Genomic DNA, 23,774 nt, shown 5'->3' with positions numbered 1-23,774 from the left:
CCGCACAATGCGAAAAGAGAGGCCGCAGCCCCTCTTTCCCTTAATCTATCGGCTTTTCATTTGCATCTTCCTGAAGGATCTTCAGCAGTTCTTCGTACTCTTGACGCAAGCGGAAGTATTCATCCGCGATGTTCACCGCAGAGAGTACGGCAATTTTAGCCGTGTCCAATCGATGGTTGCCGTTCGCGATTTCGTTCATCTTGTCATCAACGAAACCGGCCACCATGCGTATGTGATTGACACTTGCCTTGCCACTGAGCCGGTATTGTTGGCCGAAGATATCCACCGTCAAACGATTTTTCCCATCACCTTGCACGAGGGGTTCCTCCCTACTGCGACCTTTGCTCTACTGTATCCTTTTTAGGTTACTGAAAATGTCAGAGTTCGTCAAGCCATGTTACATGCGCAGTTCGGCACCCGTCTTGTTTTTCAGCGCTTCGACAACAGCCGTTGTCACCTGCTGAATCTCTTCATCTTGCAGCGTGCGCTCCGCGTTACGGAACACGAGGGCAAACGCCATGCTCTTCTTGTCCTGCGCAATCCGCTCGCCAGTGTACACGTCAAACAGCGTCAATGATTCCAGCAGATCGCCCGCCGCTTCGCGAATCGTCGCTTCCAGCGCTCCTGCTGGCACACTGCGATCGACAACCAGCGCCAGATCGCGCGTCACAGCCGGGAACTTCGGCAGTTGGCTGTAGTGGCCCGCATCTGCTGCTGCCTCAATCAGCTCGGCTACATCGAACTGGAACACGTAAGTCTCAGACAAGTCGTACGCTTTTTCCGTACCTGGATGCACTTGCCCCAGATAGCCGAGGCGCTTGTCATTGACCCATACTTCCGCTGTGCGGCCCGGGTGCATGCCAGCAATGTCCGCCGCTGCCTTGTACTCGGCTGTGCGGATTCCCAGACGAGCCAGGAGCGAATCGACGATCCCTTTGACCTGATAAAAGTCTACAGGCTGTTTCGCGCCCATCCAGTTTTGCGACAGCAACTGCCCTGTCAGCGCACCTGCCACATACAGGCGCTCCTCTGGAAGCTGCGTCAGCGCTTCTTCCGCAGACAAGAACACGCGGCCAAGTTCAAAGATGGCGACGTCGTGATTTTGGCGATTTTTATTGTACGCCACTGTTTCCAACAGGCTTGGAACGAGGCTTGTGCGCAGCGTGCTGTGCTCCTCGCTCATCGGCATCAGCAAGGATACCGGATTGACTTTATGCTGGTGGAGTCCTGCTACTGCCTCTACGCGATCCGGGTGCACGAGCGCATAAGAGATCGCTTCGTTCAATCCGGTTCCGATCAGGTGGTGGCGGATCGTCCGGCGCAGTTTTTGCTCATTGGTCAGCTGGCCTTGCGTAGTCGTGCCAGTCGGCAAGCTGGTCGGGATGTTGTCGTAGCCGTACAGGCGAGCCACTTCTTCCACCAAATCCTCAGGTAGCGTAATGTCGCCACGGCGGGTTGGGACTGTTACCGTCCAGTTGTCTTCTGCCACGGCAAACGGGAATTGCAGACGCTCGAAAATCGGGGAGACGTCTGCGGCCGACAAGCTCGTTCCGAGATGCTGGTTGATTTTGGCGAGAGTCACCGAGACAACCGCTGGTTTCGCTTCGCTCACGACAGCGGAACGGATGCCTTTGGATACGGTTGCGCCAGACAGTTGCTGGATCAGGGCAGCAGCTCGCTCCCCGGCTTCCTGCACGCGCGCCTGGTCGACTCCTTTTTCCCAACGGACGCAGCCTTCTGTGCGCATGCCCAGCGTACGAGCGGTGCGGCGCACAGTCTGCGGCGTGAACCAAGCGGCTTCGAGGATGATTTCACTCGTTTCATTCGTGATCTCGGAGTTGGCTCCGCCCATCACCCCTGCGATCGCCAAGCCTTTTGCCGGGTCGGTGATCAGCAAAGTTTGCGCATCCAGCTCGCGCTCTTGATCATCGAGCGTGACCAGCTTCTCCCCTTCTTCCGCCAGGCGAACGACAATCGTGCGATCCTGGACTTGTGTCGCATCAAACGCATGCAGCGGCTGTCCGTATTCGAGCAAAACGTAGTTGGTTACGTCCACGACGTTGTTGATCGGACGAACGCCCGCTGCCATCAGGCGGTTTTTCATCCATTGCGGAGAAGTGGCGATCTTCGCGTTGGTGAAGTGGCGGCCATGGTACTGATAGCATTCGTTTTCGGCTGCGATCGACACTTGCAGCGGGTTGTCTCCGCCATTTTCCGTCAGCTCGATCTGCGGCAGTACCACTTCTTTGCCCAAAATAGCGGCTACTTCGTAAGCAACACCGAGCATGCTCAGGCAGTCGGAGCGGTTTGGCGTCAAGCCAAGCTCCAGCACGTAGTCGTCCAGACCGAGGTAGGAGATCGCATCCATGCCGATTTCCGCATCCTCAGGCAGCACCATGATGCCTTCTTGCTGGTCTTTTGCCAGCAGCTTGTCGTTTAGGCCCAGCTCTTTTGCCGAGCAGATCATGCCTTGCGATTCCACGCCGCGCAGCTTGGAGCGCTTGATGTTCAGACCGCCAGGCAATTTCGCGCCAATCAGGGCCACGAGCACCTTTTGTCCTTTGTCTACGTTTGGAGCGCCGCAGACGATTTGCAAATCTTCTCCTTGCCCTGCATCGACGACGCATACGTTCAGGCGGTCAGCGTCAGGGTGCTTGCTGCGTTCTTTTACATAGCCGATCACGACACCGGAAACACCCGCGTTGCGGGATTCTACCGCATCTACTTCAATCCCGCTGCGAGTCAGCTTTTCAGCCAGCTCGTGGGGCGTCATTCCACTCAGATCGACGTACTCGGATAACCATTGGTATGATACCTTCATCTTTGCCTCTCCTCTCTAGCCTCGGTTGAACTGACGCAAGAAACGCACGTCGTTGGTATAGAAATGGCGGATGTCCTCCACCCCGTATTTGAGCATAGCGATTCGCTCTACACCCATTCCAAACGCAAATCCGCTGACTTCCTCCGGATTGTACCCTGCCATTTCCAGCACGCGCGGATGCACCATGCCAGAACCCAAAATCTCGATCCAGCCTGTCTGTTTGCACACCCGGCAACCGTGGCCGCCGCAGTTGAAGCATTGCAAGTCTACCTCTGCGCTCGGCTCCGTGAACGGGAAGAAGCTTGGGCGCAGACGAATTTGCTGATCGGCGCCGAACATTTGGCGGGCAAAGGTCAAAAGGATTCCTTTCAGGTCGCTCATTCCGATGCCTTTATCGACAACCAGTCCCTCGATTTGCGTGAATTGGTGGGAATGGGTCGCGTCGTCGTCATCGCGGCGATACACTTTTCCGGGACAGATGATTTTTACCGGAGTCTTGCCTTCTTTTTTCAGCATCGTGCGCGCCTGCACCGGAGAAGTATGGGTGCGCATCAAAATTTCGTCGGTCACGTAAAACGTATCCTGCATGTCGCGGGCCGGATGACCTTTTGGCAGGTTGAGCATCTCGAAGTTGAAATGATCCAGCTCGACCTCAGGACCCTCAGCTACTTCAAAGCCCAGTCCGACGAAAATGTCTTCGATCTCCTCGATGATGCGGGAGAGCGGGTGCATCGTTCCGGCAGGCACCGGACGTCCTGGCAAAGTCACGTCGACCGTCTGCGAGGACAGCTTCGCATTCAGTGCCGCCTCTTCAATCGCTTGCTGCTTGCCGGAAAAAGCAGCCTCCAGCGCTTCTCTCACTTCATTCACGAGTTGCCCTACCACCGGGCGCTCTTCAGGAGACAGGCTGCCCATGCCGCGCAGAAGCTCTGTCAGCTCGCCCTTTTTCCCCAGGTATTTGACGCGCAAATCCTGAAGTTGTGCAGCTTCCGTCACCTGGCTGATTTGCCCCAGTGCGGACTCCTTCATTTCTTGCAACCGAGTTTGCACTTCGAATCGCTCCTTTTTTCTGTTGATAAAAAAAGAAAAACCCGCCCCAAAAAGGGACGAGTTACTTTTTTCTCGCGGTACCACCCTTGTTAGACAGATTGCTCGCTTGTGACAAAACCGTGACATTATCACTAACTGCGAGCAAGACTTCTGCCTCACTTCAGTTCATTGGTAACGGGAATGACCCGGCTGCTCCTACTGCGCCAATGCGGTTCAGAGTGCGGCTACGGAGTGAATTCGGCAGCTATCGTGCTAAAGATGCTCGCAGTCTGTGGCATCTTCTCCCTGAAAAACAGATAGGACCTGCGTACTAGTCTCCGTCATCGCTTTGCGTTATAATCAAGATGTAGGAAAATTATAGCGCAACAAGAGCTAACTTTCAATTCTACAAATGTTACATACTCACTTGCTTGCCCTAGATCGATTTTCGCGAATCTGAAAGGGGACTTTTGACATGATCGATAAGGTTTCGGCCCTCTATGATAAAACCAATGTCTGTCGGCACTGCGAAGCAGCCTTCTCCACCAAGCGAGTCAGAAGCGGAACTCTTACCATGATTCACCGCGACAGCGACTTCTATACCACTTTCAAGGAGCAGTCCTTGAATCCGATATTGTACACCGTAAATGTATGCCCGACATGCGGCTTTGCTTTTACCGACCAGTTCACAACCAAGCTGGCTCCTTGGCAAAAGCAGGCGGTCGCTGAGCATATCTCTTCAAAGTGGCAAACAAAAGACTTCGGCTCGATTCGCAAGGTGCCGGAAGCGATTGTCAGCTACAAGCTGGCGATTTACGCCGCTGAGTTGACAGACCAGCCGCACTCGGTGAAAGCCGGCCTGTACTTGCGGCTTGCCTGGCTGTACCGTTACCAGAACAACCTCCCGGAAGAGCTGCGCTTCATCGCGATGGCAGTAGACGAGTACGAAGAGTCGTACATTCACTCCGACTATACGCGCGGCGACAAGGACATGTCTGAGGTGCGCCTTCTGTACCTCATCGGCGAGCTGTACCGCCGCCTGGAAAAATTCGATCTCGCCATCAAGTATTTCGGCAAGGCACTCGCTTTCCGCAATCACACGATCGAAAGCGGCATCATTCGCATGGCGCAAGATCAATGGCAGCTGGCGCGCGAGGAATTTAAAGAGAAAAAAAGCGAGCAAAAAATCGGCTGACATGCAGCATGCAGGTATTTCAACTTTGTTGGAATGCCTTTTTTATTGGCTACGTGAGTGACAAAGGGCAAAAGGGCGCGGCACCCCCTGGTTCTCTCCCGCCCTTGCTTAGTCGATGGTGAGGACGATCTTCCCGCGTCCGCGTCTCGCTTCGATGGCCCGATGCGCATCGCCGGCCTGCTCCAGCGGGAAAGTGTGCCGGGTCGACGAGCCTGCCGCCATTGCAAGCCTTGTCCGGGCCGGGCTTGGCGTTGCATTGGTAGGCAACTGCGGAGGCCCGAACTCCCCGCTGAACCTGCTGCGCATTGAGTTCCCCGTTTGCCAGCGCAATTTCCAGATTGTTTGGCACGAAAAGCGCTACCTCTCCCTCGCTGCCCGCAAATTTCGCGACTTTCTCATCAGGTACTTTGCCGAATCGGCTGAAGCTGATTGAACTCACGGTCAAAAACAACAGGGACACTGGAGCAATGCCCAGTATCCCTGTTTTGGTTACCTGTCACCGTCTTCTGTTGCGTTGTGCCTCATACACAAAAATTCCCGCCGCGACCGCGGCATTCAGCGACTCTGCTTTGCCGTACAGCGGAATGTGCACGAACTGGTCCGCGCACGCCAGCATTTCTTTGGAAACGCCTCTGCCTTCGTTGCCGATGACGAGCGCGATTTTGCCGGAATACTCCGCCTGATCGTACGCTACGCTGTCCTGTGCCAAAGAAGAGACGAGAACACGGCCGCCCTGGCGCTTCCACTCTTCTGCCGCTTGGCCCAGTTCCCGCATGAATAGCGGGAGGCGGAACATCGCTCCCATCGTGGCGCGCACGACTTTGCCGTTGTAGATGTCGACGCTGCCTTTGCCGAGCACGACCCCGTCGACTCCAGCCGCTTCTGCCGTCCGCAAAATCGTGCCCAGATTGCCCGGGTCCTGGATTTCGTCGAGGAACAACAGCAGCGTGTCGTCCTGGTCGGACAGCTTGTTCACCCATTCGTCCCATTCGTTCGCCGTCTTGTTTACTTCAGCCACAATTCCTTGCGGCGACTTCGTTTCCGACAGCTTGGCCAAAACAGCAGCAGAAGCTGCGATCACCTGCGTATCCTGGGGATGATTCGCGAGTGCCCGCTGGCAGGCCGGATCGAGATTCCGCTCCTGATCGTACAGGACTGTCACGACGTGCGCTCCGCTTTTCAGCGCCTCTTCTACCAGATGGGCGCCTTCGACGAGAAAACGCCCCTGCTCCTCCCTGCCTTTTTTATCGAGCAACTGGTGAAGTCTTTTCACCAGCGGGTTTTGAACAGAAGTGATGATTTCATATGCCATGGTTACGCCCGCTCCTCAAATGCTTTCAAATCTTTGTTGTTTCCGATCACGACAAGCACGTCTCCGTACTGAATGACTTCATCCGGGCTTGGTGCGATATTGAATTTGTCTCCGCTCTTGATCGCGATGACGTTGACCTCGTATTTTCGGCGGATATCGAGCTGTCTCAAGTTCTGGCCTACCAGTTTGGACGATACCACGACCTCTGCCACGCTGTAGTCTTCTGCCAGTTCGATAAAATCGAGGACGTTGGCGGAGATGAGGTTGTGCGCTACCCGCACGCCCATGTCCCGCTCGGGGAATACGACCCGGTCGGCTCCCACCTTGTACAACACTTGTCCGTGTCGCTCATTTTGCGCCTTGGCGACGATCTTTTTCACGCCCAGTTCCTTGAGTGTCAGGACTGTCAAAATGCTCGCCTGAATATCCACCCCGATCGCCACGACAACCACGTCGAAGTTGCGAATGCCGATTTCTTTCAAAGCCCGTTCATCTGTCGAGTCAGCCGCTACCGCGTGGGTGACGTACTGAATATTTTCATTGATGCGTTCTTCGTTTTCGTCGATTCCCATCACTTCGTAATCCATTTCGTACAACGTTCTGGCCACGCTGGAACCAAACCGTCCCATCCCGATAATGGCAAATTGTTTTGACATGCTGATCTTCTCCTTCGATCCATATCCAATATGAAGCATTATAGCATTAGCAAACCGTGCTTTGCACAAGAGAGCGCCAAAGTTGCATTACTTTTTCCAGCCTTATGATTCGGCACTTTCTGATAGTACAATGAAATCCCTCGCCACAAAAGGGGGTATGGGCAATCCCGCGAAGACAAATACTAACCCATGTATTCATTTACACAAGAGAGGTGCTAGATAAGGTTATGAACATTGCCTCGCTCAATTTGCGTCAAGCGATCATGTACAAAATGCAAGGCTCCGATTCAGGAGCGGTACAAGAAACGATCACCGATGCGATCACAAGCGGCCAGGAAAAAACATTGCCTGGTCTCGGCGTCCTGTTTGAAGTGCTGTGGCAAAACAGCGACTCCTCCGCCCGCCAGGAGATGGTGGAGACGATCGCATCCCACCTGCCCGCTCAGGCAGAAAAGCCGATTTAATCCAAAAGACATCAGGCAAAAGGGAGAGACGACTTTACGTCCCTCCCTTTTTGTCGTCTGCCACAGCATGAGCACCTCTCGCCCGAAACAACTGGATGACCGCCAACAAAGTCGGAAAGAGCACGGTTGGCAAATAGCTGAAATACGTCAACTTCTGGGCATAGGCGAAAAACTCGACGATGTTTTGTGGTCCCAGCGAGACATAAAAAAGCGGGATGATGAAAACAAGGGCAGCGATGCGCTGGAATCGGATTCCCTTCTTCAGCCACAAGCGCGTCGCGTAAATCATCGTATAGTACATGTTGCCAAACGTCGTGAAGACAGAAGCCATCCAGATCGTGAGAAAAGCGGACTCCATCCGCTCCAGAAACCAGCCTGTCCGCTGCGCTGTCTTGACCATCTCCAATGTCGGCCAGATGAGGTGTTGCAGTTCTTCGTAGCCAAACACGACAATGCCCGCTGCCACTGTCAGCACGTACGACACGACTGTGAAGCTCAACCCGCCCCATGTAGCAAGCGCAATTCTCGCCCCCGGCATAGCCAATCCGAAGTAGATCATCATCAGCTCAAATCCCGTGTACATCGTAAACGTCCCGATGGCGGTTTCGGCAGTCCCTTTCCACGAGTCGATGTGCAACGGAAGCAGGTTGTACCAGCTCGCGCTATTGATCGTCACATACGGAATGATCAGGATCGGAACAAACATGATCGGAAACAACAGCTCGTTCACACGGACCAGCACCTCGAACTCGTGCATGCACAAATAGAGAACAATCATGAACAAGGTCAGCACGATTACTTCCAGCGGTGTATCCAAAAGCACGGTCGTCACGATCACTTCGCCAAACCCGCGCGCCACCATGCCCGTATTCAAAAACTGAAACAAGAGGTAGGCGAGAATCCAGGGGAAATGGAGAATTTTCCCCCATGTCTGGTGACGTTTGCCGCCAAATATAAGTGGAGCGTATTCGACAAAAGTCAAACCCGGGTACTGTTTGCTCAAGTAAATGATGGACATGAGCGGAATGACCGCAATCAATCCGCCGATCAGCGGCCCCAGCCACCCCATCTCCTGCATCTGGGTCGTTGCTGTCCGCGGCAAGGTAAGGATGCCTACACCGATCATCGAGCTGATCAGGATTGCGATTAGTTGCCATGTACTGATGCTGCCCCGTTGATTTTCCATCTTCATCGGCTCCTATTGCATTTCCATCCCTAAGCGGCGAACTTTGATCGTATAATCTACGCCAATTGGAAAATTTTTAAAATCCTTATGCCAATCGTGCTTCTCCCAGTAATCGCGGTAATGGTGTGCCCGAAGAGCAAGGCCGAGCTTCAAAATGTCACTGTTGTCTTCTTTTTGCAACTGGTAGAACAGCTTTTTCGCCCGCTCCTCCATTTCTTTTTTGATCAGCCGCTGCATGTCCTGGATAAACTTTTCCGGCGACACTTTCGTATTCGCGGTCACTTCCACGATATCGCCCTGCAGCTCACAGTAAAACATCGCCGCAAACGCTTCGTTGTTTTTGTTTCCTCCCTTGCTTTTCTCCGTAAGCTCCAGCCTGGTTTTGACAAAATGGGGGCGAAAGGTGACATAGCCGTTGTCTGTATTGGGCAACGGGATGACGACATCGCCTCCCCGGTCTTCGTTGCGCAGTTGCAAAAGCGACCACGACTGAACATCGTTCAGCGTGCCTACCATCTTGTGCTCGCGAAAGACGGCCACACCTCGCCAGCGCACTTCGGTTGCGCTTGCCTGCACGTAGTTTAGGAACGGCTGCATCGATTTGTTGGACGTTTGGTTGAAATAGTCTCCCAAAGTCTGATCCGGGATCGCGCCCATCTTCACTCCGTTCTCAATCAGATCCATGAGAAACACGACAGGGATTTGCGCCAGTTGCGGCTTGATTTTGAGCAAGGTGGCGGCTTCTCCTTTGACGACGATCGGCCACATCAGGCGGCGGATTTGCGGTTCGCGGCGGAAGCTGTCCATGATGTCGCTGATTCCTTTTTTCGCCACTTCTTCACTGACAGCGAGCACGCGGGTATGGCCCAAAAACAGCTTTTGGTTCAGCCGCAATTGCAGGTTGTTGTTGGCATCGAGAATCGTCCGCCCGGTCACGCTCATGATTTTTACCGCATCGGCATTCCCGCCGCCTCCCTGTCCGCTGCTTCCCGCGATTTTGATCGGAATCGGAATTTGCACAGTCAATCTGTACAAATCTTTTTGTCCTTCTGCCATATCGATCGCGATCGCGAGGACGGAGGTTCGCTCCTCCAGCTCTCTTCTGTCCCAGCATCCTGTCAAAAGAGAGGCGCACAAACAAACAATTGCCATTCGGAGCCACCCTTTAGCCATCTGCATTCCTCTCCTTTTGTTTTCGTCCCACACCTCGGAAGAAAAGCATAGTCAAGTAGAGGGCCGGTATTCCCAGATTGAGGATGAGGCTGTATATGCCCAAGTAGGAGCTGGCCCGAAACATTTCGACGATGTTTTGCGGCCACAGCGCGATATAGTAGAGCGGAATGAACATGATAGCCGAGATCAATCGCTGAAAGCCCAACCCTCTGTTGAACAGCTGCCGCAATCCGTATACGACGGCGTAGTAGGCGTTCGCCACTGTCGTAAACACAGCGGTAACCCACACAGCGAGAAAAGCCGATTCCAAACGTTCCAGGATCAATCCGGGCACTTGCGTCGTTTTCACCAGCTCCAGAGTCGGCCAGGCCACGCGCTGCAGTTCCTCGTAGCCGAATACGACAATGCCAGCCACGACAATCAAGGTGTAGACGAACATGCCCATCGCGATCCCGTAAAAACCTGCCCTCACCTTGCTTTGATTTTCATGCGCGTAAGCAAAAAAGATGAGCATGATCTCATAGCCGGAAAAAGAATAAATCGCCTCGTAAGCCCCCTTGATCAAGGAGGAGCCACTAGCTCGAAAAAGCGGCAGCAGATTGTTCCACTCCGCTTTTTGAAAGGACGCAAACGCGATGAACAAAAGCGGAAACAAAATCATCGGCAGCAACAGCTCGTTGATGCGCGCGACAACCTCCAGATCGTGCAAGGAAAGAATGAATGCCAGCAAAAACATGGTAATGATAATCACTTCGAGCGGCGTATCCAGCAAAACCGATGTCACTACCACCTCGCCAAAAATCCGCGAGACGATTGCCGTCGACAAGTACATAAACCCGAGATAAAGGATGATCCAGGGGAGACTGAGCCATTTTCCCATGCGCGAGTTTTTTTTCGCTCCCCAGACAATCGTGCTGTATTCGATGAAGGTCATCCCCGGAAAATGCTGGCTGAGCTTGGCGATCATCCAGACGGAGACAAAAGCGACGATCGAACCGAACAGGGGTGACATCCATCCCGCCTCATACAAGATGGCCGAGGTGGTGCGCGGCAAGGTCAAAACCCCTACCCCAATCAGCGTGCTGGTAATCAAGGACGTCTGCTGCCACAAGGAAAACGTTTGTTGTTGGCTGCTCACGTCCTGCCTGCTCACGGTTTTTCATCCTCTCTCATTCGGATTTCATCGTGTACATGAAACATGGTGGGGCGAGTTCGCAGCAAATGGTGCGGCGCCCGGATGAACAAATCTTTCATCCCCCTCAAATTCAGCGGACTGAGCGGCGACATGTACGGCACGCCGAACGACTTGAGCGAGGACAAATGAATCAAAATGACGATCAAAAACAGCATGATCCCGTACAAGCCGAACATTCCCGCGAGAAGCATGACCGGAAAGCGCAGCATCCGGATGGCAATCGCCGCGCTGTAGCTGGGAGACGCAAATGATCCGATCGTCGTCACCGCGACAATGATGACCATGACCGGACTGACCAGCCCGGCAGACACCGCCGCCTCCCCTACTACCAGCGCTCCGACGATCCCGATTGTCGGTCCGATCGGCCCTGGCAGCCGGACGCTCGCCTCCCGCAAAATCTCGATGGCCAGCTCCATGAACAACGCCTCTACCAGCGAAGGAAACGGAACCGTCGACCTGCCCGCTGCCATCGCAATCACGAGCCGGGACGGGATCATTTCCGGGTGAAAGGCGCTGAAGGCAATGTACAGGGACGGCAGGAGCAAGGCGATCGAAATACTGATGATGCGAATAAACCGCAGCAGTGTCGCAATGTAAAATCGTTCATAGTAATCCTCCGGGCTTTGATAAAACTGGGAGAACACAGCCGGAGCAATCAAGGCAAAAGGCGTCCCGTCGACCAGGATGCCTACTTTTCCTTCCAGCAGGTTAGCCACGACCTTGTCCGGCCTCTCGGTATTTTGAATTTGGGGAAAAGGCGACCACCTGCGATCCTGGATCAACTGCTCGATGTAGCCGCTCTCCAGGATGGAATCGACATTGATTTTTTCCATGCGCGCCAGCACTTCTTGCACCATCGGCGGATGGGCGATCCCCTCGATGTACATCACATAAATATCGGTCTGCGTCCGTTGCCCGATGACCATGTGGCGCACCCGCAGGTTCGGGTCCTTCAGGCGAAACCGGATCAGCGCGGAGTTGACACAGAGCGTCTCGCAAAAGCCATCCCGCGGCCCGCGCACGACAGACTCTGTCTGCGGCTCGTCCACGCTTCGTCTGTCCCAGCCGCGCGTGTTGTTCAAGTACGCTTTGCTTTCGCCATTTCGCATGAGCACGGCTGTTCCCGACAAAACATTGCGGATGACCTGTCTCAGCCCGTCGGTGGACTCCAGCTCGTTTGACGCGGGCAGATCGACGGGAATTTGCGGGTTGGTCATATACGTGATGATAAATTCGCTAATAATGTTGCGATCGACCATCCCGTCCAGAAACACGATCGCGCAATCGGTATCCCGCTTGTCCCGGAAACGCCGGATGACCAGATCATCGCAATCGCCCAAGCCTTTCTCGATCATCATGATATTTTCATCAATCACCAATGAAAGCTCTATATCCGAAATATTTTCCATACTTCTGTCCGCATGATGATGTAGCGCCTTCTCCTGAAGGGTGTCCTTCCGCTTTTGCCACGCTTTCCAAAACTGGCTCAACGCCTTCCCCTCCTAGATTGTGGGCATGCGATATCGAGTACGGATAGTGTGCCCAAGAAAGGAAATGAAAACCCATTTTTTAAGGAAACAAGAAAAAAGGTACAGCGCCCTCGGTTTTGTGAGTGGCTGTACCTGTTCTGTATCAACGGGGCTTTTTCAGTAGTCTTAACCTTGCGAGATGCTTTTTCAACGTATATTATTTAAATACGACAAAATAAGAACATATGCTTCCACCCCGTAAACAAGCAAAAGCTAAGGGGGAACTTTTCATGGACAATCATACTGACCTTTTACTATACCAAACCGAGGACGGGAAAACGAAAATCGATGTGAAGTTGGAAAACGGAACCGTCTGGATGACGCAGAAAGCCATCGCGGAGTTATATCAAACAACGCCGCAGAACATCACACTTCATATTAAGAACATTTATGAAGAAGGAGAACTATCGTTGGAGTCAACTTGTAAGGAATACTTACAAGTTCAAATCGAAGGAAAAAGAGAAATAAAACGCAGCACCAAGCACTACAATTTGGAGTTGATCATTGCTATCGGCTACCGCGTCCGCTCGCACAGAGGTACACAGTTCAGACGTTGGGCAACAGAACGGCTAAACGAATATCTTGTCAAAGGTTTTACGATGGATGATGAGCGCTTGAAAGACATGCGCCATTTCGGGCAAGACTATTTCGACGAACTCCTTCAGCGAATTCGTGACATACGTGCATCCGAGAAAAGATTTTATCGCAAAATTACAGATATCTACGCCACTTCTGTTGACTACGATCCCAACGCCAGCATGTCCAAGGAATTTTTTGCGACTGTGCAGAACAAACTTCACTTTGCCATTCATGGACATACAGCGGCAGAGCTGATTGCCGAGCGAGCAAACGCAGAAAAAGATAATATGGGACTAACAAGTTGGAAAGGCAACAAAGTTAGGAAAAGCGATGTAACAGTAGCTAAAAATTATTTGACCGACAAAGAATTGCAGTCATTAAATCGCATTGTAACGATGTACTTGGACTATGCGGAAGACCAAGCGGAACGCCAGTCCCTCATGTACATGAAGGATTGGATTGATAAGCTAAATTCATTTTTGAAGTTTAATGAACGTGAGATTTTAACGAATGCAGGTAAAATTTCACAAGAAGTTGCGGAGAAATTGGCTACAGCGGAGTATGAGAAGTACAATCAGCATCGATTAGCGATTGATGATGAAAGCGACGATTTTGATGAGTTCGTGAAGAACAATCAATTAGATAAGCGTTAGCTTTTTTTACTGTTATGTTGCGTGTTTCCCTGAAAGATACAGAAAAAGGTACACCCCCTCATTTTTCTTGAGTGGCTGTACCTGTTCTGTATCAACGGGGCTTTTTCAGTAGTCTCCTAAAGTCGAAACCCTCTCTTTTTTGAGCCATCCGTTGCGGCTACTTTTTCGGCAATCCGTTGACCGGGTTGCCCAGAAGCGGGGTGGACAGCACGTAGATGCCGTGGTTGGAGAAAGCCCACACGAGGTTGCGATCCCACTCGACGAAAATGCTGTGCACCGGATTGGAGTGCTCGCTCTGCTCGAAGCCGCTGCCGTCGTTGCTCAAGTATTCTCCGGACATTTTTGGCACAAAGTAAGCGCCAATCGTCGGTTTGTTCGGGTCTTTCAGGTCAAAGACTTGCACGCCTGCGTTGTAAAAGGCGTACGGCATGACCGTTTGGCTAGGCGTGCCCGGCTGAATCGCCGCGTAGCCGCTGCGCTTCGGTCCGAAGCTGCCGCGACGCTGGCAGTAGTCTGTGAACGGAGCGTCGCTTGGCGGCGTAGGCCGTGGCAAGGTCATGGCGATTTTCGGTTTCAGCGGGTCGCGAACGTCGATCGCATAAATTTCCTTGTACGGCTCGTGGCAGTCTTCGCCAAGCGGGTAGCCGCTGTAATAGACCATTCCGGTCGTCTCTACTTTGGTCACATCGATATTGTCGCCTTCCGTACCGCTCACACTCATCGGCATGTCGATATGGGATACGGCTTTCATGTTGTTCGGATCGCTGATGTCCACTACCCAGAAGCCGTAGCCGCCCATCGCTGCATAGCCGTACTTGCCGCCCTGTTCAACCGGCTTCGGAATGAACAGCGGCATTCTCGCGCCCATCCAGGTCGTCTTGTTGCCTGCACGCGGGTTTTTGTTATATTCCGCTTCTTCCCCTTTGCGCTGTCCAGGCACCCACCATGTATCCAGACGTTTTGGCTTGGTCGGATCGGAGACGTCAAAGGCCAATTGTCCTGCGGAGTACAGATAGCTTTTGTACTCGGTATTGGAGAAGCTGTCGTCCGGCGCTCCGGCGATAAACAAATATTTGTCGCCGTTATACACAGGCACATCCAGACCGCCCGAGCCTTGCTGTACGGCATCGCCAGGCTTCGCCTTCGGGTCAAGCGCCGTTTCGGAGAGCAGCTTCCAATCGGTAAACAGCGGGCTGGTTACTTCATAAATCCGGAAGCCGCGCAGCATTTCGCGTTTTTTGATCGCTTCCACTTCTTCGGGATTGGTGTATTTGTTGGACAGTACACCGTAGCGCGGCACTTCGTAAACTTGCACAGCGATCAGCTTGCCGAGTTGTTTGTTGTACTTGATCGTCATCGGTCCAAACTGGTGTTCTACTTTGGTGTCAAAGTTTTTGTACGCGATGCGCTTGGCATTGCGCGGATCAGTAATATCGTACACGTTGTACATCGTCGTTTCGTAGTCGTACAAATAGCGGCGGCCATTCAAGTCAAAAGTGGCTTGCCAGCTGTGGCCCCACCCTGCCACGTACGGGTAAAATCCTTCGACTTTCATGTTTTTGATGTACTGGTTTTGATCCAAATAAGGCAAGCTTCCGTTGAACGGCTGCGGCCCTTCGTTGTCCGGCGTAGCAGTCGGGTGCTTGAACTTGCCTGTTTTGACATCGTACCCCCACGTACCAGCCGCAGGCTCCGCCGGTTCGCCAGGGAGCAGCTTGTGCTCTGCTTTTGGATACGGCGGCGGCGCATCAGGCGCATTCACATTCAGCCCGGTACGCGGAGCGGTAAAGCTGTTTGACTGAGCCTCTCCCGCAGCATTTACGGCTGTCAACGGAATGAGCGAGCCTACCGCGAGCGCAGTGGCAAGCCATGCACTGACGACTCGCTTTGTCTGCTTGTTCTTCATCGAATTTCCCCCCTACCTTTTCTCTCAACGTTTTATGAAAGTCTGGATGTTACGATGGGATGTCTTTCTTGTCGCTTGCGCCTTGCTTGCCCATGTTGACGGACGCTTCATAGGCAGCCGGGTTTGCCTTTTTCCAGATGAAGTAGGCGATCGTGATGAGCAGCAAAAGCGGGAAGCCCATAGTCAAGGTGTCCTTAAATTCCGGCTGGAACCAGGTCGAGAGTACGACGCAAGCCAGTAAAACAGCTCCGATAATCGTCAAGTACGGGAAGCCGATCATTCTCACTGGCAGTTTGCGACCGCCCATTTCCTCCCATTTGCGGCGGAAAAACAAGTGGGTGACAAAGACCATGAACCAGGCGAACATGGCACCGAAGCTGGAAAGGGAGATCATCACGACGAACGACTGGTCAGGTGCGACGATGTTGATAATCGAGGCGATGGCAATTCCGATGGTGGACAGCGCCAGCGCTTTGACCGGAACGCCTTTTTTGCTCAGCTCTCCGAGTTTGGCAGGAGCGAAGCCTGCGCGGGACAAGGAAAATACCATGCGGGTAGAAATGTACAGCTGGCTGTTCATCGCAGACAGGGCAGCCGTGAGCACGACGAAGTTCATGATGCCAGCCGCGCCCGGAATATTGATAATTTGAAATACTTTGACAAATGGACTCGCATCACTTCCGGCATTTTGCCAAGGAACGATCATCAGCATCAAAGCGAGCGTCATGATGTAGAACAGGACGAGACGAACGACTGCCGACTTCAACGCCATCGGAACCGCTTTTTCCGGTTCTTTCGCTTCTCCAGCACTGACCGCGATCATTTCAATGCTGAGATAGCTGAACAAGGAGATGAAAATGGCGATCCACATGCCCCACATGCCATTCGGGAAAAAGCCTCCGTTGTTCGTGAAGTTTTGCGGGCCGATCTCCGGGTTCGCGCTACCGCCGAATACGACATAAGCTCCGAATACGATAAACAAAATAATGGCAGCGACTTTAATCATAGAGAACCAGTATTCGACGGTGCCGAACAAATTGACACTGGTAGCGTTTACATAAAGCAGAACGGCTGAGAAGATGAGAATCCAGATGATGCCTGGAACGTCAGGGAACCAGTATTTCATGTAGACAGACATCGCAGATACTTCGGTTCCTATCGCGCAGACCAGACTGAACCAGTACGCGTAGCGGACGGAAAAGCCTGCCCACGGACTCACGTAACGCTCCGCATGGGCGCCAAACGAGCCTGTCGTCGGATGAGCTACCGTCATTTCCGCGAGGCAGCCCATCAGCAGCAGTGCGATCACGGCCCCGATCAAATAGCTGACAATTACGCTCGGTCCGGCAAAGCCAATCGCCATCCCGCTTCCCAAAAACAACCCCGTACCGATTGCGCCGCCGATGGCAATCATGGCGAGCTGGCGGGTGGTTAACCCGCGCTGCAGCCCTTTTTCACGTTCCATGATGTCTTGAAATTGATTTTGATTTGCCAAGTGCACTCACTCCTTTAACCAAGCGCTTAGGCGACAACCCCGCGCTTGTTTTCGAATTTTTCGTAGCGCTTTTCTTGCATGATCGCTTTTAACACTTGCACGCTTTCCCAGACTTCGCTGTACGTCGTGTAGAAGGCAACCGGAGCCAGGCGAATGATGTTCGGCGCGCGGAAGTCCGGAATGATCCCGCCCTCTTTCAACGCCTTGCAAATTCGCACCGCTTCTTCGTGTTCCAGGCTGACGTGACCGCCGCGGCGTTCGTCCTCTGTCGGATTCGCTACGGTAAAGCCCATGCCAGCCAGCTCCACTTCCATCAAATCCATCATGTATCTCGTAAGCTTGAGCGACTTTTCGCGGAGCTTCTCGATCGGCACTTCCTGGAACATTTCCAGCGAACCGAGCAGCGGTGCGACGCTTAGCATGTTCGGCGTTCCCAATTGATAGGCACCAGCCGTCTCGCAGACGTCCAGCGTATGTTCCATATCGAACTGTTTGTCTTTTTTCGAGCTGTACCAGCCTGTCAATCCCGGTACTCTGCCAAAATGCTTGCGGTTGACATACAGGCTTCCTACGCAGCCAGGGCCGCCGTTCAGGTACTTGTAGTTGCACCAGTAAGCGAAATCCACTTCCCACTTGCTGAAGTAGTGCGGGATGGCTCCTACCGAGTGGCAGCCGTCAAAGCCGATCAGGATGCCTCTCTCGTGAGCTGCTTTGGTCAGACGTTCGATATCGAGCAGTTGTCCGCTGCGGTAGAGCACAGTCGGCAAAATGACGAGTGCGACTTCCTCTGTCATCGCGCTGATAATGTCGTCTTCTTCAATGAGACGGCCGTCCCGGGAAGCGATGCGAACCAGCTGTTCATCCGGATTCAAGCCGTGCAGTTTGATTTGGCTTTGCAGGGCGTAAATGTCGGTCGGGAAGTCAAGCTCTGTCGCAATGATTTTCGTTCTTTTCCCTTGCGGCTGATAAAAAGTCGCTGCCAACTGATGCAAGTTGACGGTGGTAGAACCAGTCACAATGACTTCCTCCGGTTCAGCCCCGACGAGCGACGCACTCATTTCCCCCAATTTTTCTGGCAGGAAAAACCACGGATGCTGTCCTGTCGTCCAACCGTCAATGCCAAGCTCTTTCCAAGAAAGCATGATGTCCTGCAAGCTTTTCTCTGCTCGTTTTGACATAAGTCCCAGCGAATTGCCATCCAGGTACATGGCAGGCAGCAAGTAAAACTCTTCGCGGTATTTTGTCAACTCGTCCTGGGCATCCAGCTGTTGGGCGTAGCTTTGTGTTAGTGGGATAGATGATTGAGACATGAGTGACCTCCTTGATTTTCCGTTACAGGGAACGGGATTGTTCTTTTGTGACTCCCCCCGCGCCCCAGTGGGAAGGGGGAACCTCTGTTACCAGTACACGGACTTGCTCCGGCTTCACCTGCAAGCTATCTGTGATGGCTTGAGTAACGCCCTCAATCATTTGTCTGATCTGTTCTTTGTCTCGGCCTTCCAGGATGGACACCTGTACGATTGGCATGAACATCACCTCTGTCTTTTCAACAAGCTGTAAAGCCGCTGCCTCGGTTGACTATGTTGCCGGTCTACGCCTGGCAGCCGAAGGAGACACTGCCCAAACCGTCGACCGTCACGGTAATGACGTCACCCGGTTCAAAGGCAATCGCTTCTGTGATCGCACCGGACAACACAATCTGGCCTTTTTTCAAACCAAGTCCGCGCTCGCCCAGCTTGTTGACTGCCCAGGCCATTGCCGCTGCCGGCGATCCCAGCACGGCCGCTCCGGAGCCTGTCGTCTGAGTCACGCCATTTTTGCTCATGACCACACCTGTTAACGCGAGATCAAATTCGTGGGGCGATACCCATTTGCTGCCTACCAGAAAAGCGGAAGAAGAGCAATTGTCCGCCACGACATCCGGGAGGGTGAAACGGAAATTTTCATAGCGGCTGTCGATGATTTCGATGGCTGGCGCGACATAGCGCGTGGCGCGCAGCACATCTTCGGCCGTCACGGCTGTTCCCGCCAAATCTTCGCCCATGAGAAACGCGATTTCCGGCTCTGCCTTGGGATGGATGAAGCGTTGGCAGGAAAGCGGCTCCCACTCCAGCGCGAGCATCCCGTCTGTCAGGTAGCCGTAAATAGCTTCGTGCACCCCCATCATTTGCTGCTTGGCCCTGCTGGTCAATCCCAGCTTCAAGCCGATGCAGCGCTCACCATCAGCTTCCATTCGCGCAATCAGCTGCGCTTGAATCTCATAGGCAGTCTCGATGGGCAAGTCAGGGTACTTCGCCGTCAGCTTTTCCACCTCACGCCGTTCCCGTTGTGCCCTAAGTAAATATTCGACCAGCTCGCTTTGCACTTCCTGCGTCACTGTCATCTGTCATCCCCCTGCCTTTTGCAACTTCGCCAGTTCAGCCGCGACATCGATGATCATGTCTTCCTGTCCGCCGACGGCTTTGCGCCTGCCTACTTCCAGCAAAATGTCGCGCGGATCGACGCCAAACCGTTTTCCCGCCCGCTCTGCGTGCAAAAGGAAGCTGGAGTAAACTCCGGCATAGCCCATCACGAGGCTGCCCTTGCGGATTTCCTGGGAGTGCGGCATGATCGGGCCAACGATCTCTTCGGCGACGTCCATCAGTTTGTACAAATCAATCCCGATGTCCATTCCCATGCGATCCAGCACCGCAATCAACACTTCCGTCTGTGCGTTGCCCGCTCCGGCTCCCAGACAGCGGAGACTGCCGTCAATCCGGGTCGCCCCTTCCTCCAGCGCAACCAAAGTGTTGGCGATCGCCACCGACAAGTTGTTATGCGCGTGAAAGCCGATTTCGATGTCCAGCGATTGGCGCAGCGCGCGAATGCGTTCCCGTACCTGATCAGGCAAAAGCGCTCCCGCCGAATCGGTCACGTATACCGCCTCGGCACCGTAGCTCTGCATCAGCTTCGCTTGCTCGACCAGCTTTTCGACCGGGGCAGAGTGGGCCATCATCAAGAAGCCGCACACTTCCATTCCCAGCTCGCGCGCAATGTGAATGTGCTGCGCAGATACATCGGCTTCCGTCACATGGGTCGCTACCCGAACCAGTCCCGCCCCGCGGTTTTGCGCTTCCTTCAGTTCATGTACCGTACCGATGCCCGGTATGAGCAACACCGCGACTTTCGCTTGTTTGCACGAAGCAACTGCCGCTTCAATCAGTTCCATCTCACCGACGAGAGAGCGTCCGTACTGGATCGTCGAACCGCCCAGACCGTCTCCGTGGCTGACTTCGATGTAAGGGACGCCTGCATCGTCCAGCCCTTTGGCGACAGCCTGCACCTGCTCGCGCGTGAACTGATGGGCAACGACGTGGCTGCCGTCGCGCAAGCAAACCTCTGTTATTTTGATTGGTTTATCGCTATTCCGTTCCAAGGCTAACCCCTCTCCCATCCAAAAGATGACGGGCGACCTCTTCTCCCACCCGCACGGCCGCGGCCGTCATGATGTCCAAATTGCCTGCGTAAGGCGGGAAATAATCTCCCGCACCCTCGACCTCCAGGAACACGGTTACGCGATTTTCTTCAAACAGCGGCTCCTGCTTCAATCGGTAGCCAGGAACGTACTGTCTCACTTGCTCGACCATTTCCGCAATCGACTGGCGGATCGCCGCCTGATCCATCTGCTTGACTTCGCAATACACCGTGTCGCGCATCAAAATGGGCGGTTCCGCAGGATTGAGGATGATGAGCGCCTTGCCTTGATCCGCTCCCCCGACTTGCTCCAGTCCTTGGCGAGTCGTCACGGTAAACTCGTCGATATTGGCACGCGTTCCCGGGCCTGCGCTTTTGCTGGCAATCGTCGCCACGATTTCCGCATAGCTGACATCGGCTACCCGGTTGATCGCATAGACGATCGGGATCGTCGCCTGACCGCCACAAGTGATCATGTTGACGTTGGCTGTTTCTTTTTCCAGCTGCTCCTGCAGATTTACCACCGGACAGACGAAGGGGCCGCGAGCTGCCGGAGTCAGGTCAATCGCTACCTTGCCCAGCTCCTTCAGCGCTTTTGCGTGACGCACGTGCGCTTTTGCCGAGGTGGCATCAAACACGATCTCCGCCATGTCAGGCTGATCTACAATCGCCTGTATCCCGTTGGCAAATACCGCATATCCCCGCTCTTTTGCCCGCTGTAAACCATCCGAGTCGGGATCAATCCCGATGACGGCTGCGATCTCGATTTCCCTGCTTCTCTCCAACTTGTACATCAGGTCGGTCCCGATGTTTCCTGAACCCAAGATGGCCGCCTTGATTTTTCTCACAGTATGTCTCCTCTCTAACGAAACGTCACGGTTACGGCACCCAATGCGCCAAAGCTGGCCGTGACGACATCTCCCTCTTGAACAGCGACAGCAGCAGACAGCGCTCCCGGCAAAATCAGTTCGCCCGCCTTCAGGCTGATGCCAAATTCATGCAGCTTGTTTGCCAGCCAGGCCACTGCGTGCGCCGGATGACCGAGCGCCGCTGCTCCTGCTCCATTTCCCACTTCAAGCTCATTTTTGTACATCGCCATTCCCACGCTGCGCAAATCCAGACCCGCCAGGCGCGTGCGCTGATCGCCGACCACGACAAGCGCCGAGGAACCGTTGTCCGCTACCGTATCGACGAGCTTGATCTTCCAGTCGGCAATCCGGCTGTCGATGATCTCCAGCGTCGGCACCACATATTCGGTCGCCATCAGCACGTCGAGATAGTTGACGTTTGGCCCCTGCAAATCCGCTCCGAGCACGAAGCCGATCTCCGCCTCCACTTTCGGAAGCAAAAGCCTGTTCACCTCGACAGTCCCGTTGTTTGACACCAGCATGTTGTCGAGCAAATGACCGTAATCCGGCTCATTCACACCGAGCATCCGCTGCATCGCCAGGCTGGTCAGCCCGACTTTTTTGCCGATGACTGCCCGACCGCTGTCGAGCTTTTTCTCCAACACCTTGAGCTGGATGCGATACGCATCGCTTGCCTCCAAGCCTGCAAAGCGTTCCGTTATCGGCGCCACTGGCTGGCAGCTTTGCTCGGCCGCCAGCAGTTCTTGCGCGATTGTCTCCACTAAGCTCCCCATCTTCTGACCACCTTTCGACTCTCCCCGCTGCCTACAGCTTCATCGTCACGGTTTTGGCTTCGGTATAAAATTCAAAGCTGTGGCGTCCGCCTTCCCGGCCGATTCCGCTCGCTTTCGATCCGCCAAAAGGCGTGCGCAGGTCGCGGACGTACCAGCAATTGATCCACAACAAGCCCGAGTTGATGCCTGCCGCGACGCGGTGCGCCCGGCGCAAGTCGTTCGTCCAGACCACCCCTGCCAGTCCGTAGATGGAATCGTTGGCGATCCGAATCGCGTCTTCTTCTGTTTTGAACGGGATGACGACCAGTACCGGGCCGAAAATCTCTTCCTGGGCCACCCGCATTTTGTTATCGACATCGTACAGGACGGTCGGCTCGTAAAAATTGCCTTTGTCCAGGCCCGCTACGCGCTTGCCGCCATGTGCCAGCTTCGCCCCTTCGGCCAAGCCAATCTGCACGTACTCATCGACGGTTTCCAGATGGCTTTTGGAGACGAGCGCGCCCATGTCTGTGTCTGGAGCCAGCGGATCGCCGACTTTGATCTTCTGCACGGCGGCCACGAACTTTTCCAAAAATGGCTCGTACACCGTCTCTTGCACCAAAAGTCTGGAGCCAGCCAGGCAAATCTCGCCCTGATTGCGGAAAATCGCCTCTACGGAGCCTTTTACCGCTTCGTCCAAGTCCGCGTCCGCAAACACGATGTTCGCCGATTTTCCGCCCAGCTCCAAAGAGACGGGAATCAGCTCGGCGGCTGCGTTTTTCATGATCGTTTTGCCTGTCGTCGTCTCGCCGACAAACGAGATGCGGCGCACATGCGGGTTGGTGGTCATGGCCGTCCCGACCGTTCCGCCTGGTCCCGTCAAAATATTCAGAACGCCAGCAGGAAGGCCAGCTTCGTTGGCGATCTCACCGAGCATGAGTGCCGACAAGGGCGTATACGACGCCGGTTTGACCACGACGGTATTGCCTGCCGCCAGCGCCGCAGAAGCTTTCCACGTCATCTGCATGAACGGCAAATTCCACGGGATGATCAGGCTGGTCACGCCTGCCGGAGCGTATTTGGCGTACGACATGAAGTTGCCTTTGTCGTAGTGCTCATGGTGGACATACTTCGCCATTTCCGCAAAGAACCGCAGGTTTTGCGCCGCTCGCGGGATATCGAAGCCAAGGCTTTCCTTGATCGGTTTGCCGACGTCGAGCGTTTCGACTGTCGCCAGCTCTTCCACGCGTTCCATCACCAGATCAGACATCCGGCACAAAATTTCCGCGCGTTCCTCGGCCGATTTTTTGCTCCACACGCCGCTCTCAAAAGCAGCCTGTGCTACTTCAATCGTCCTGTTTGTATCGTGTACGTCTGCGCAAGCCACTTCCGCCAGCTTCTCGCCCGTGGCCGGATTGATCGTGTCAAACGTTTCGCCGGACTGCGCATCGACGTACTCGCCGTTGATAAACAGCTTGGCATTTTTCACGTGAATGCTGTTCATAGT

General features: G+C 54.0%; 22 protein-coding genes and 1 pseudogene. 4 read left to right on the top strand and 19 right to left on the bottom strand.

Annotated features, from left to right (window positions below):
- Window positions 1–40: 40 nt before the first annotated feature.
- The 3 genes from zapA to pheS form a co-directional block, all read right to left on the bottom strand.
- Window positions 41–316, bottom strand: coding sequence for a cell division protein ZapA (gene zapA, locus NST23_RS08280; RefSeq protein ID WP_063227229.1), 276 nt, complete (start codon window positions 314–316; stop codon window positions 41–43).
- A gap of 81 nt (window positions 317–397) precedes the next feature.
- Window positions 398–2,821 (bottom strand): phenylalanine--tRNA ligase subunit beta, encoded by a 2,424-nt coding sequence (gene pheT / locus NST23_RS08275; protein WP_242772117.1) that lies wholly within the window; start codon window positions 2,819–2,821, stop codon window positions 398–400.
- 15 nt (window positions 2,822–2,836) lie between these two features.
- Window positions 2,837–3,871, bottom strand: a complete 1,035-nt coding sequence (pheS, locus tag NST23_RS08270; RefSeq protein ID WP_122963156.1) for a phenylalanine--tRNA ligase subunit alpha — start codon at window positions 3,869–3,871, stop codon at window positions 2,837–2,839.
- A gap of 454 nt (window positions 3,872–4,325) precedes the next feature.
- Here pheS and NST23_RS08265 point away from each other — a divergent pair, with 454 nt between their 5' ends.
- On the top strand, window positions 4,326–5,045 hold the full coding sequence (locus tag NST23_RS08265; RefSeq protein ID WP_122963155.1) for a DUF2225 domain-containing protein: 720 nt from the start codon (window positions 4,326–4,328) through the stop codon (window positions 5,043–5,045).
- A 108-nt stretch (window positions 5,046–5,153) separates the two neighbouring features.
- Here NST23_RS08265 and NST23_RS08260 read toward each other — a convergent pair whose 3' ends face one another.
- Complete coding sequence (locus NST23_RS08260; RefSeq protein WP_233454121.1) at window positions 5,154–5,267, bottom strand: zinc-binding dehydrogenase; 114 nt, start codon at window positions 5,265–5,267, stop codon at window positions 5,154–5,156.
- Here NST23_RS08260 and NST23_RS08255 point away from each other — a divergent pair.
- A pseudogene (locus NST23_RS08255) lies at window positions 5,239–5,478 on the top strand (LysR substrate-binding domain-containing protein); the annotation flags it as partial. The gene NST23_RS08260 and the pseudogene NST23_RS08255 overlap by 29 nt on opposite strands.
- Before the next feature lie 63 nt (window positions 5,479–5,541).
- On the opposite strand, the gene rlmB reads toward NST23_RS08255, so the two are convergent.
- The gene (gene rlmB, locus NST23_RS08250; RefSeq protein ID WP_122963154.1) at window positions 5,542–6,357 is read right to left on the bottom strand and encodes a 23S rRNA (guanosine(2251)-2'-O)-methyltransferase RlmB; all 816 of its coding nucleotides are present in this window, start codon (window positions 6,355–6,357) and stop codon (window positions 5,542–5,544) included.
- 2 nt (window positions 6,358–6,359) lie between these two features.
- Window positions 6,360–7,013, bottom strand: a complete 654-nt coding sequence (locus tag NST23_RS08245; protein WP_005829288.1) for a potassium channel family protein — start codon at window positions 7,011–7,013, stop codon at window positions 6,360–6,362.
- Between the two features lie 227 nt (window positions 7,014–7,240).
- Between NST23_RS08245 and sspI the strand changes: the two genes are divergently transcribed.
- Entirely contained in the window at window positions 7,241–7,477 is a 237-nt protein-coding gene (gene sspI, locus NST23_RS08240) for a small acid-soluble spore protein SspI (protein ID WP_063227234.1), read from the top strand.
- A gap of 34 nt (window positions 7,478–7,511) precedes the next feature.
- Here sspI and NST23_RS08235 read toward each other — a convergent pair whose 3' ends face one another.
- The 4 genes from NST23_RS08235 to NST23_RS08220 are packed head-to-tail and all read right to left on the bottom strand — an operon-like array spanning window position 7,512 to window position 12,521.
- A complete protein-coding gene (locus NST23_RS08235) occupies window positions 7,512–8,663 on the bottom strand; it encodes a GerAB/ArcD/ProY family transporter (protein WP_122963153.1) in 1,152 nt (383 codons plus the stop codon).
- A 12-nt stretch (window positions 8,664–8,675) separates the two neighbouring features.
- On the bottom strand, window positions 8,676–9,836 hold the full coding sequence (locus NST23_RS08230) for a Ger(x)C family spore germination protein (protein ID WP_122963152.1): 1,161 nt from the start codon (window positions 9,834–9,836) through the stop codon (window positions 8,676–8,678).
- Window positions 9,829–10,989, bottom strand: coding sequence for a GerAB/ArcD/ProY family transporter (locus NST23_RS08225; protein WP_122963151.1), 1,161 nt, complete (start codon window positions 10,987–10,989; stop codon window positions 9,829–9,831). The genes NST23_RS08230 and NST23_RS08225 overlap by 8 nt, the downstream gene beginning before the upstream one ends.
- Window positions 10,986–12,521 (bottom strand): spore germination protein, encoded by a 1,536-nt coding sequence (locus tag NST23_RS08220; RefSeq protein WP_340963512.1) that lies wholly within the window; start codon window positions 12,519–12,521, stop codon window positions 10,986–10,988. Before NST23_RS08220 ends, NST23_RS08225 begins: the two co-directional genes overlap by 4 nt.
- Before the next feature lie 269 nt (window positions 12,522–12,790).
- On the opposite strand from NST23_RS08220, the gene NST23_RS08215 reads away from it, so the two are divergent.
- Window positions 12,791–13,792, top strand: coding sequence for a virulence RhuM family protein (locus tag NST23_RS08215; protein WP_242772123.1), 1,002 nt, complete (start codon window positions 12,791–12,793; stop codon window positions 13,790–13,792).
- A gap of 157 nt (window positions 13,793–13,949) precedes the next feature.
- On the opposite strand, the gene NST23_RS08210 is transcribed toward NST23_RS08215, so the two are convergent.
- The 9 genes from NST23_RS08210 to NST23_RS08170 all read right to left on the bottom strand — a co-directional run bounded on the left by NST23_RS08210 (window position 13,950) and on the right by NST23_RS08170 (window position 23,771).
- A complete protein-coding gene (locus NST23_RS08210) occupies window positions 13,950–15,698 on the bottom strand; it encodes a hypothetical protein (RefSeq protein WP_122963149.1) in 1,749 nt (582 codons plus the stop codon).
- A 49-nt stretch (window positions 15,699–15,747) separates the two neighbouring features.
- Window positions 15,748–17,163, bottom strand: coding sequence for an amino acid permease (locus NST23_RS08205; RefSeq protein ID WP_122963265.1), 1,416 nt, complete (start codon window positions 17,161–17,163; stop codon window positions 15,748–15,750).
- 56 nt (window positions 17,164–17,219) lie between these two features.
- Complete coding sequence (gene kynU / locus NST23_RS08200) at window positions 17,220–18,503, bottom strand: kynureninase (RefSeq protein WP_122963148.1); 1,284 nt, start codon at window positions 18,501–18,503, stop codon at window positions 17,220–17,222.
- 22 nt (window positions 18,504–18,525) lie between these two features.
- Window positions 18,526–18,720 (bottom strand): 4-oxalocrotonate tautomerase, encoded by a 195-nt coding sequence (locus NST23_RS08195; RefSeq protein WP_122963147.1) that lies wholly within the window; start codon window positions 18,718–18,720, stop codon window positions 18,526–18,528.
- Between the two features lie 64 nt (window positions 18,721–18,784).
- Window positions 18,785–19,576 (bottom strand): 2-keto-4-pentenoate hydratase, encoded by a 792-nt coding sequence (locus NST23_RS08190; RefSeq protein ID WP_122963146.1) that lies wholly within the window; start codon window positions 19,574–19,576, stop codon window positions 18,785–18,787.
- A gap of 3 nt (window positions 19,577–19,579) precedes the next feature.
- Entirely contained in the window at window positions 19,580–20,608 is a 1,029-nt protein-coding gene (gene dmpG, locus NST23_RS08185) for a 4-hydroxy-2-oxovalerate aldolase (RefSeq protein WP_122963145.1), read from the bottom strand.
- Window positions 20,595–21,494, bottom strand: coding sequence for an acetaldehyde dehydrogenase (acetylating) (locus NST23_RS08180; protein WP_122963144.1), 900 nt, complete (start codon window positions 21,492–21,494; stop codon window positions 20,595–20,597). The genes dmpG and NST23_RS08180 overlap by 14 nt, the downstream gene beginning before the upstream one ends.
- A gap of 14 nt (window positions 21,495–21,508) precedes the next feature.
- A complete protein-coding gene (locus NST23_RS08175) occupies window positions 21,509–22,288 on the bottom strand; it encodes a 2-keto-4-pentenoate hydratase (RefSeq protein ID WP_122963143.1) in 780 nt (259 codons plus the stop codon).
- Window positions 22,289–22,319: 31 nt separating this feature from the next.
- Window positions 22,320–23,771 carry an aldehyde dehydrogenase gene (locus tag NST23_RS08170; protein WP_173596219.1) on the bottom strand — a complete coding sequence of 484 codons (1,452 nt, stop codon included), beginning with the start codon at window positions 23,769–23,771 and terminating at the stop codon, window positions 22,320–22,322.
- Window positions 23,772–23,774: the final 3 nt, after the last annotated feature.

The organism is Brevibacillus sp. FSL K6-0770 (assembly GCF_038000275.1).
GTDB lineage: Bacteria > Bacillota > Bacilli > Brevibacillales > Brevibacillaceae > Brevibacillus > Brevibacillus parabrevis.
Note: the sequence above shows the minus strand (reverse complement) of the source record. Positions and strands in the feature narration are given on the sequence as shown.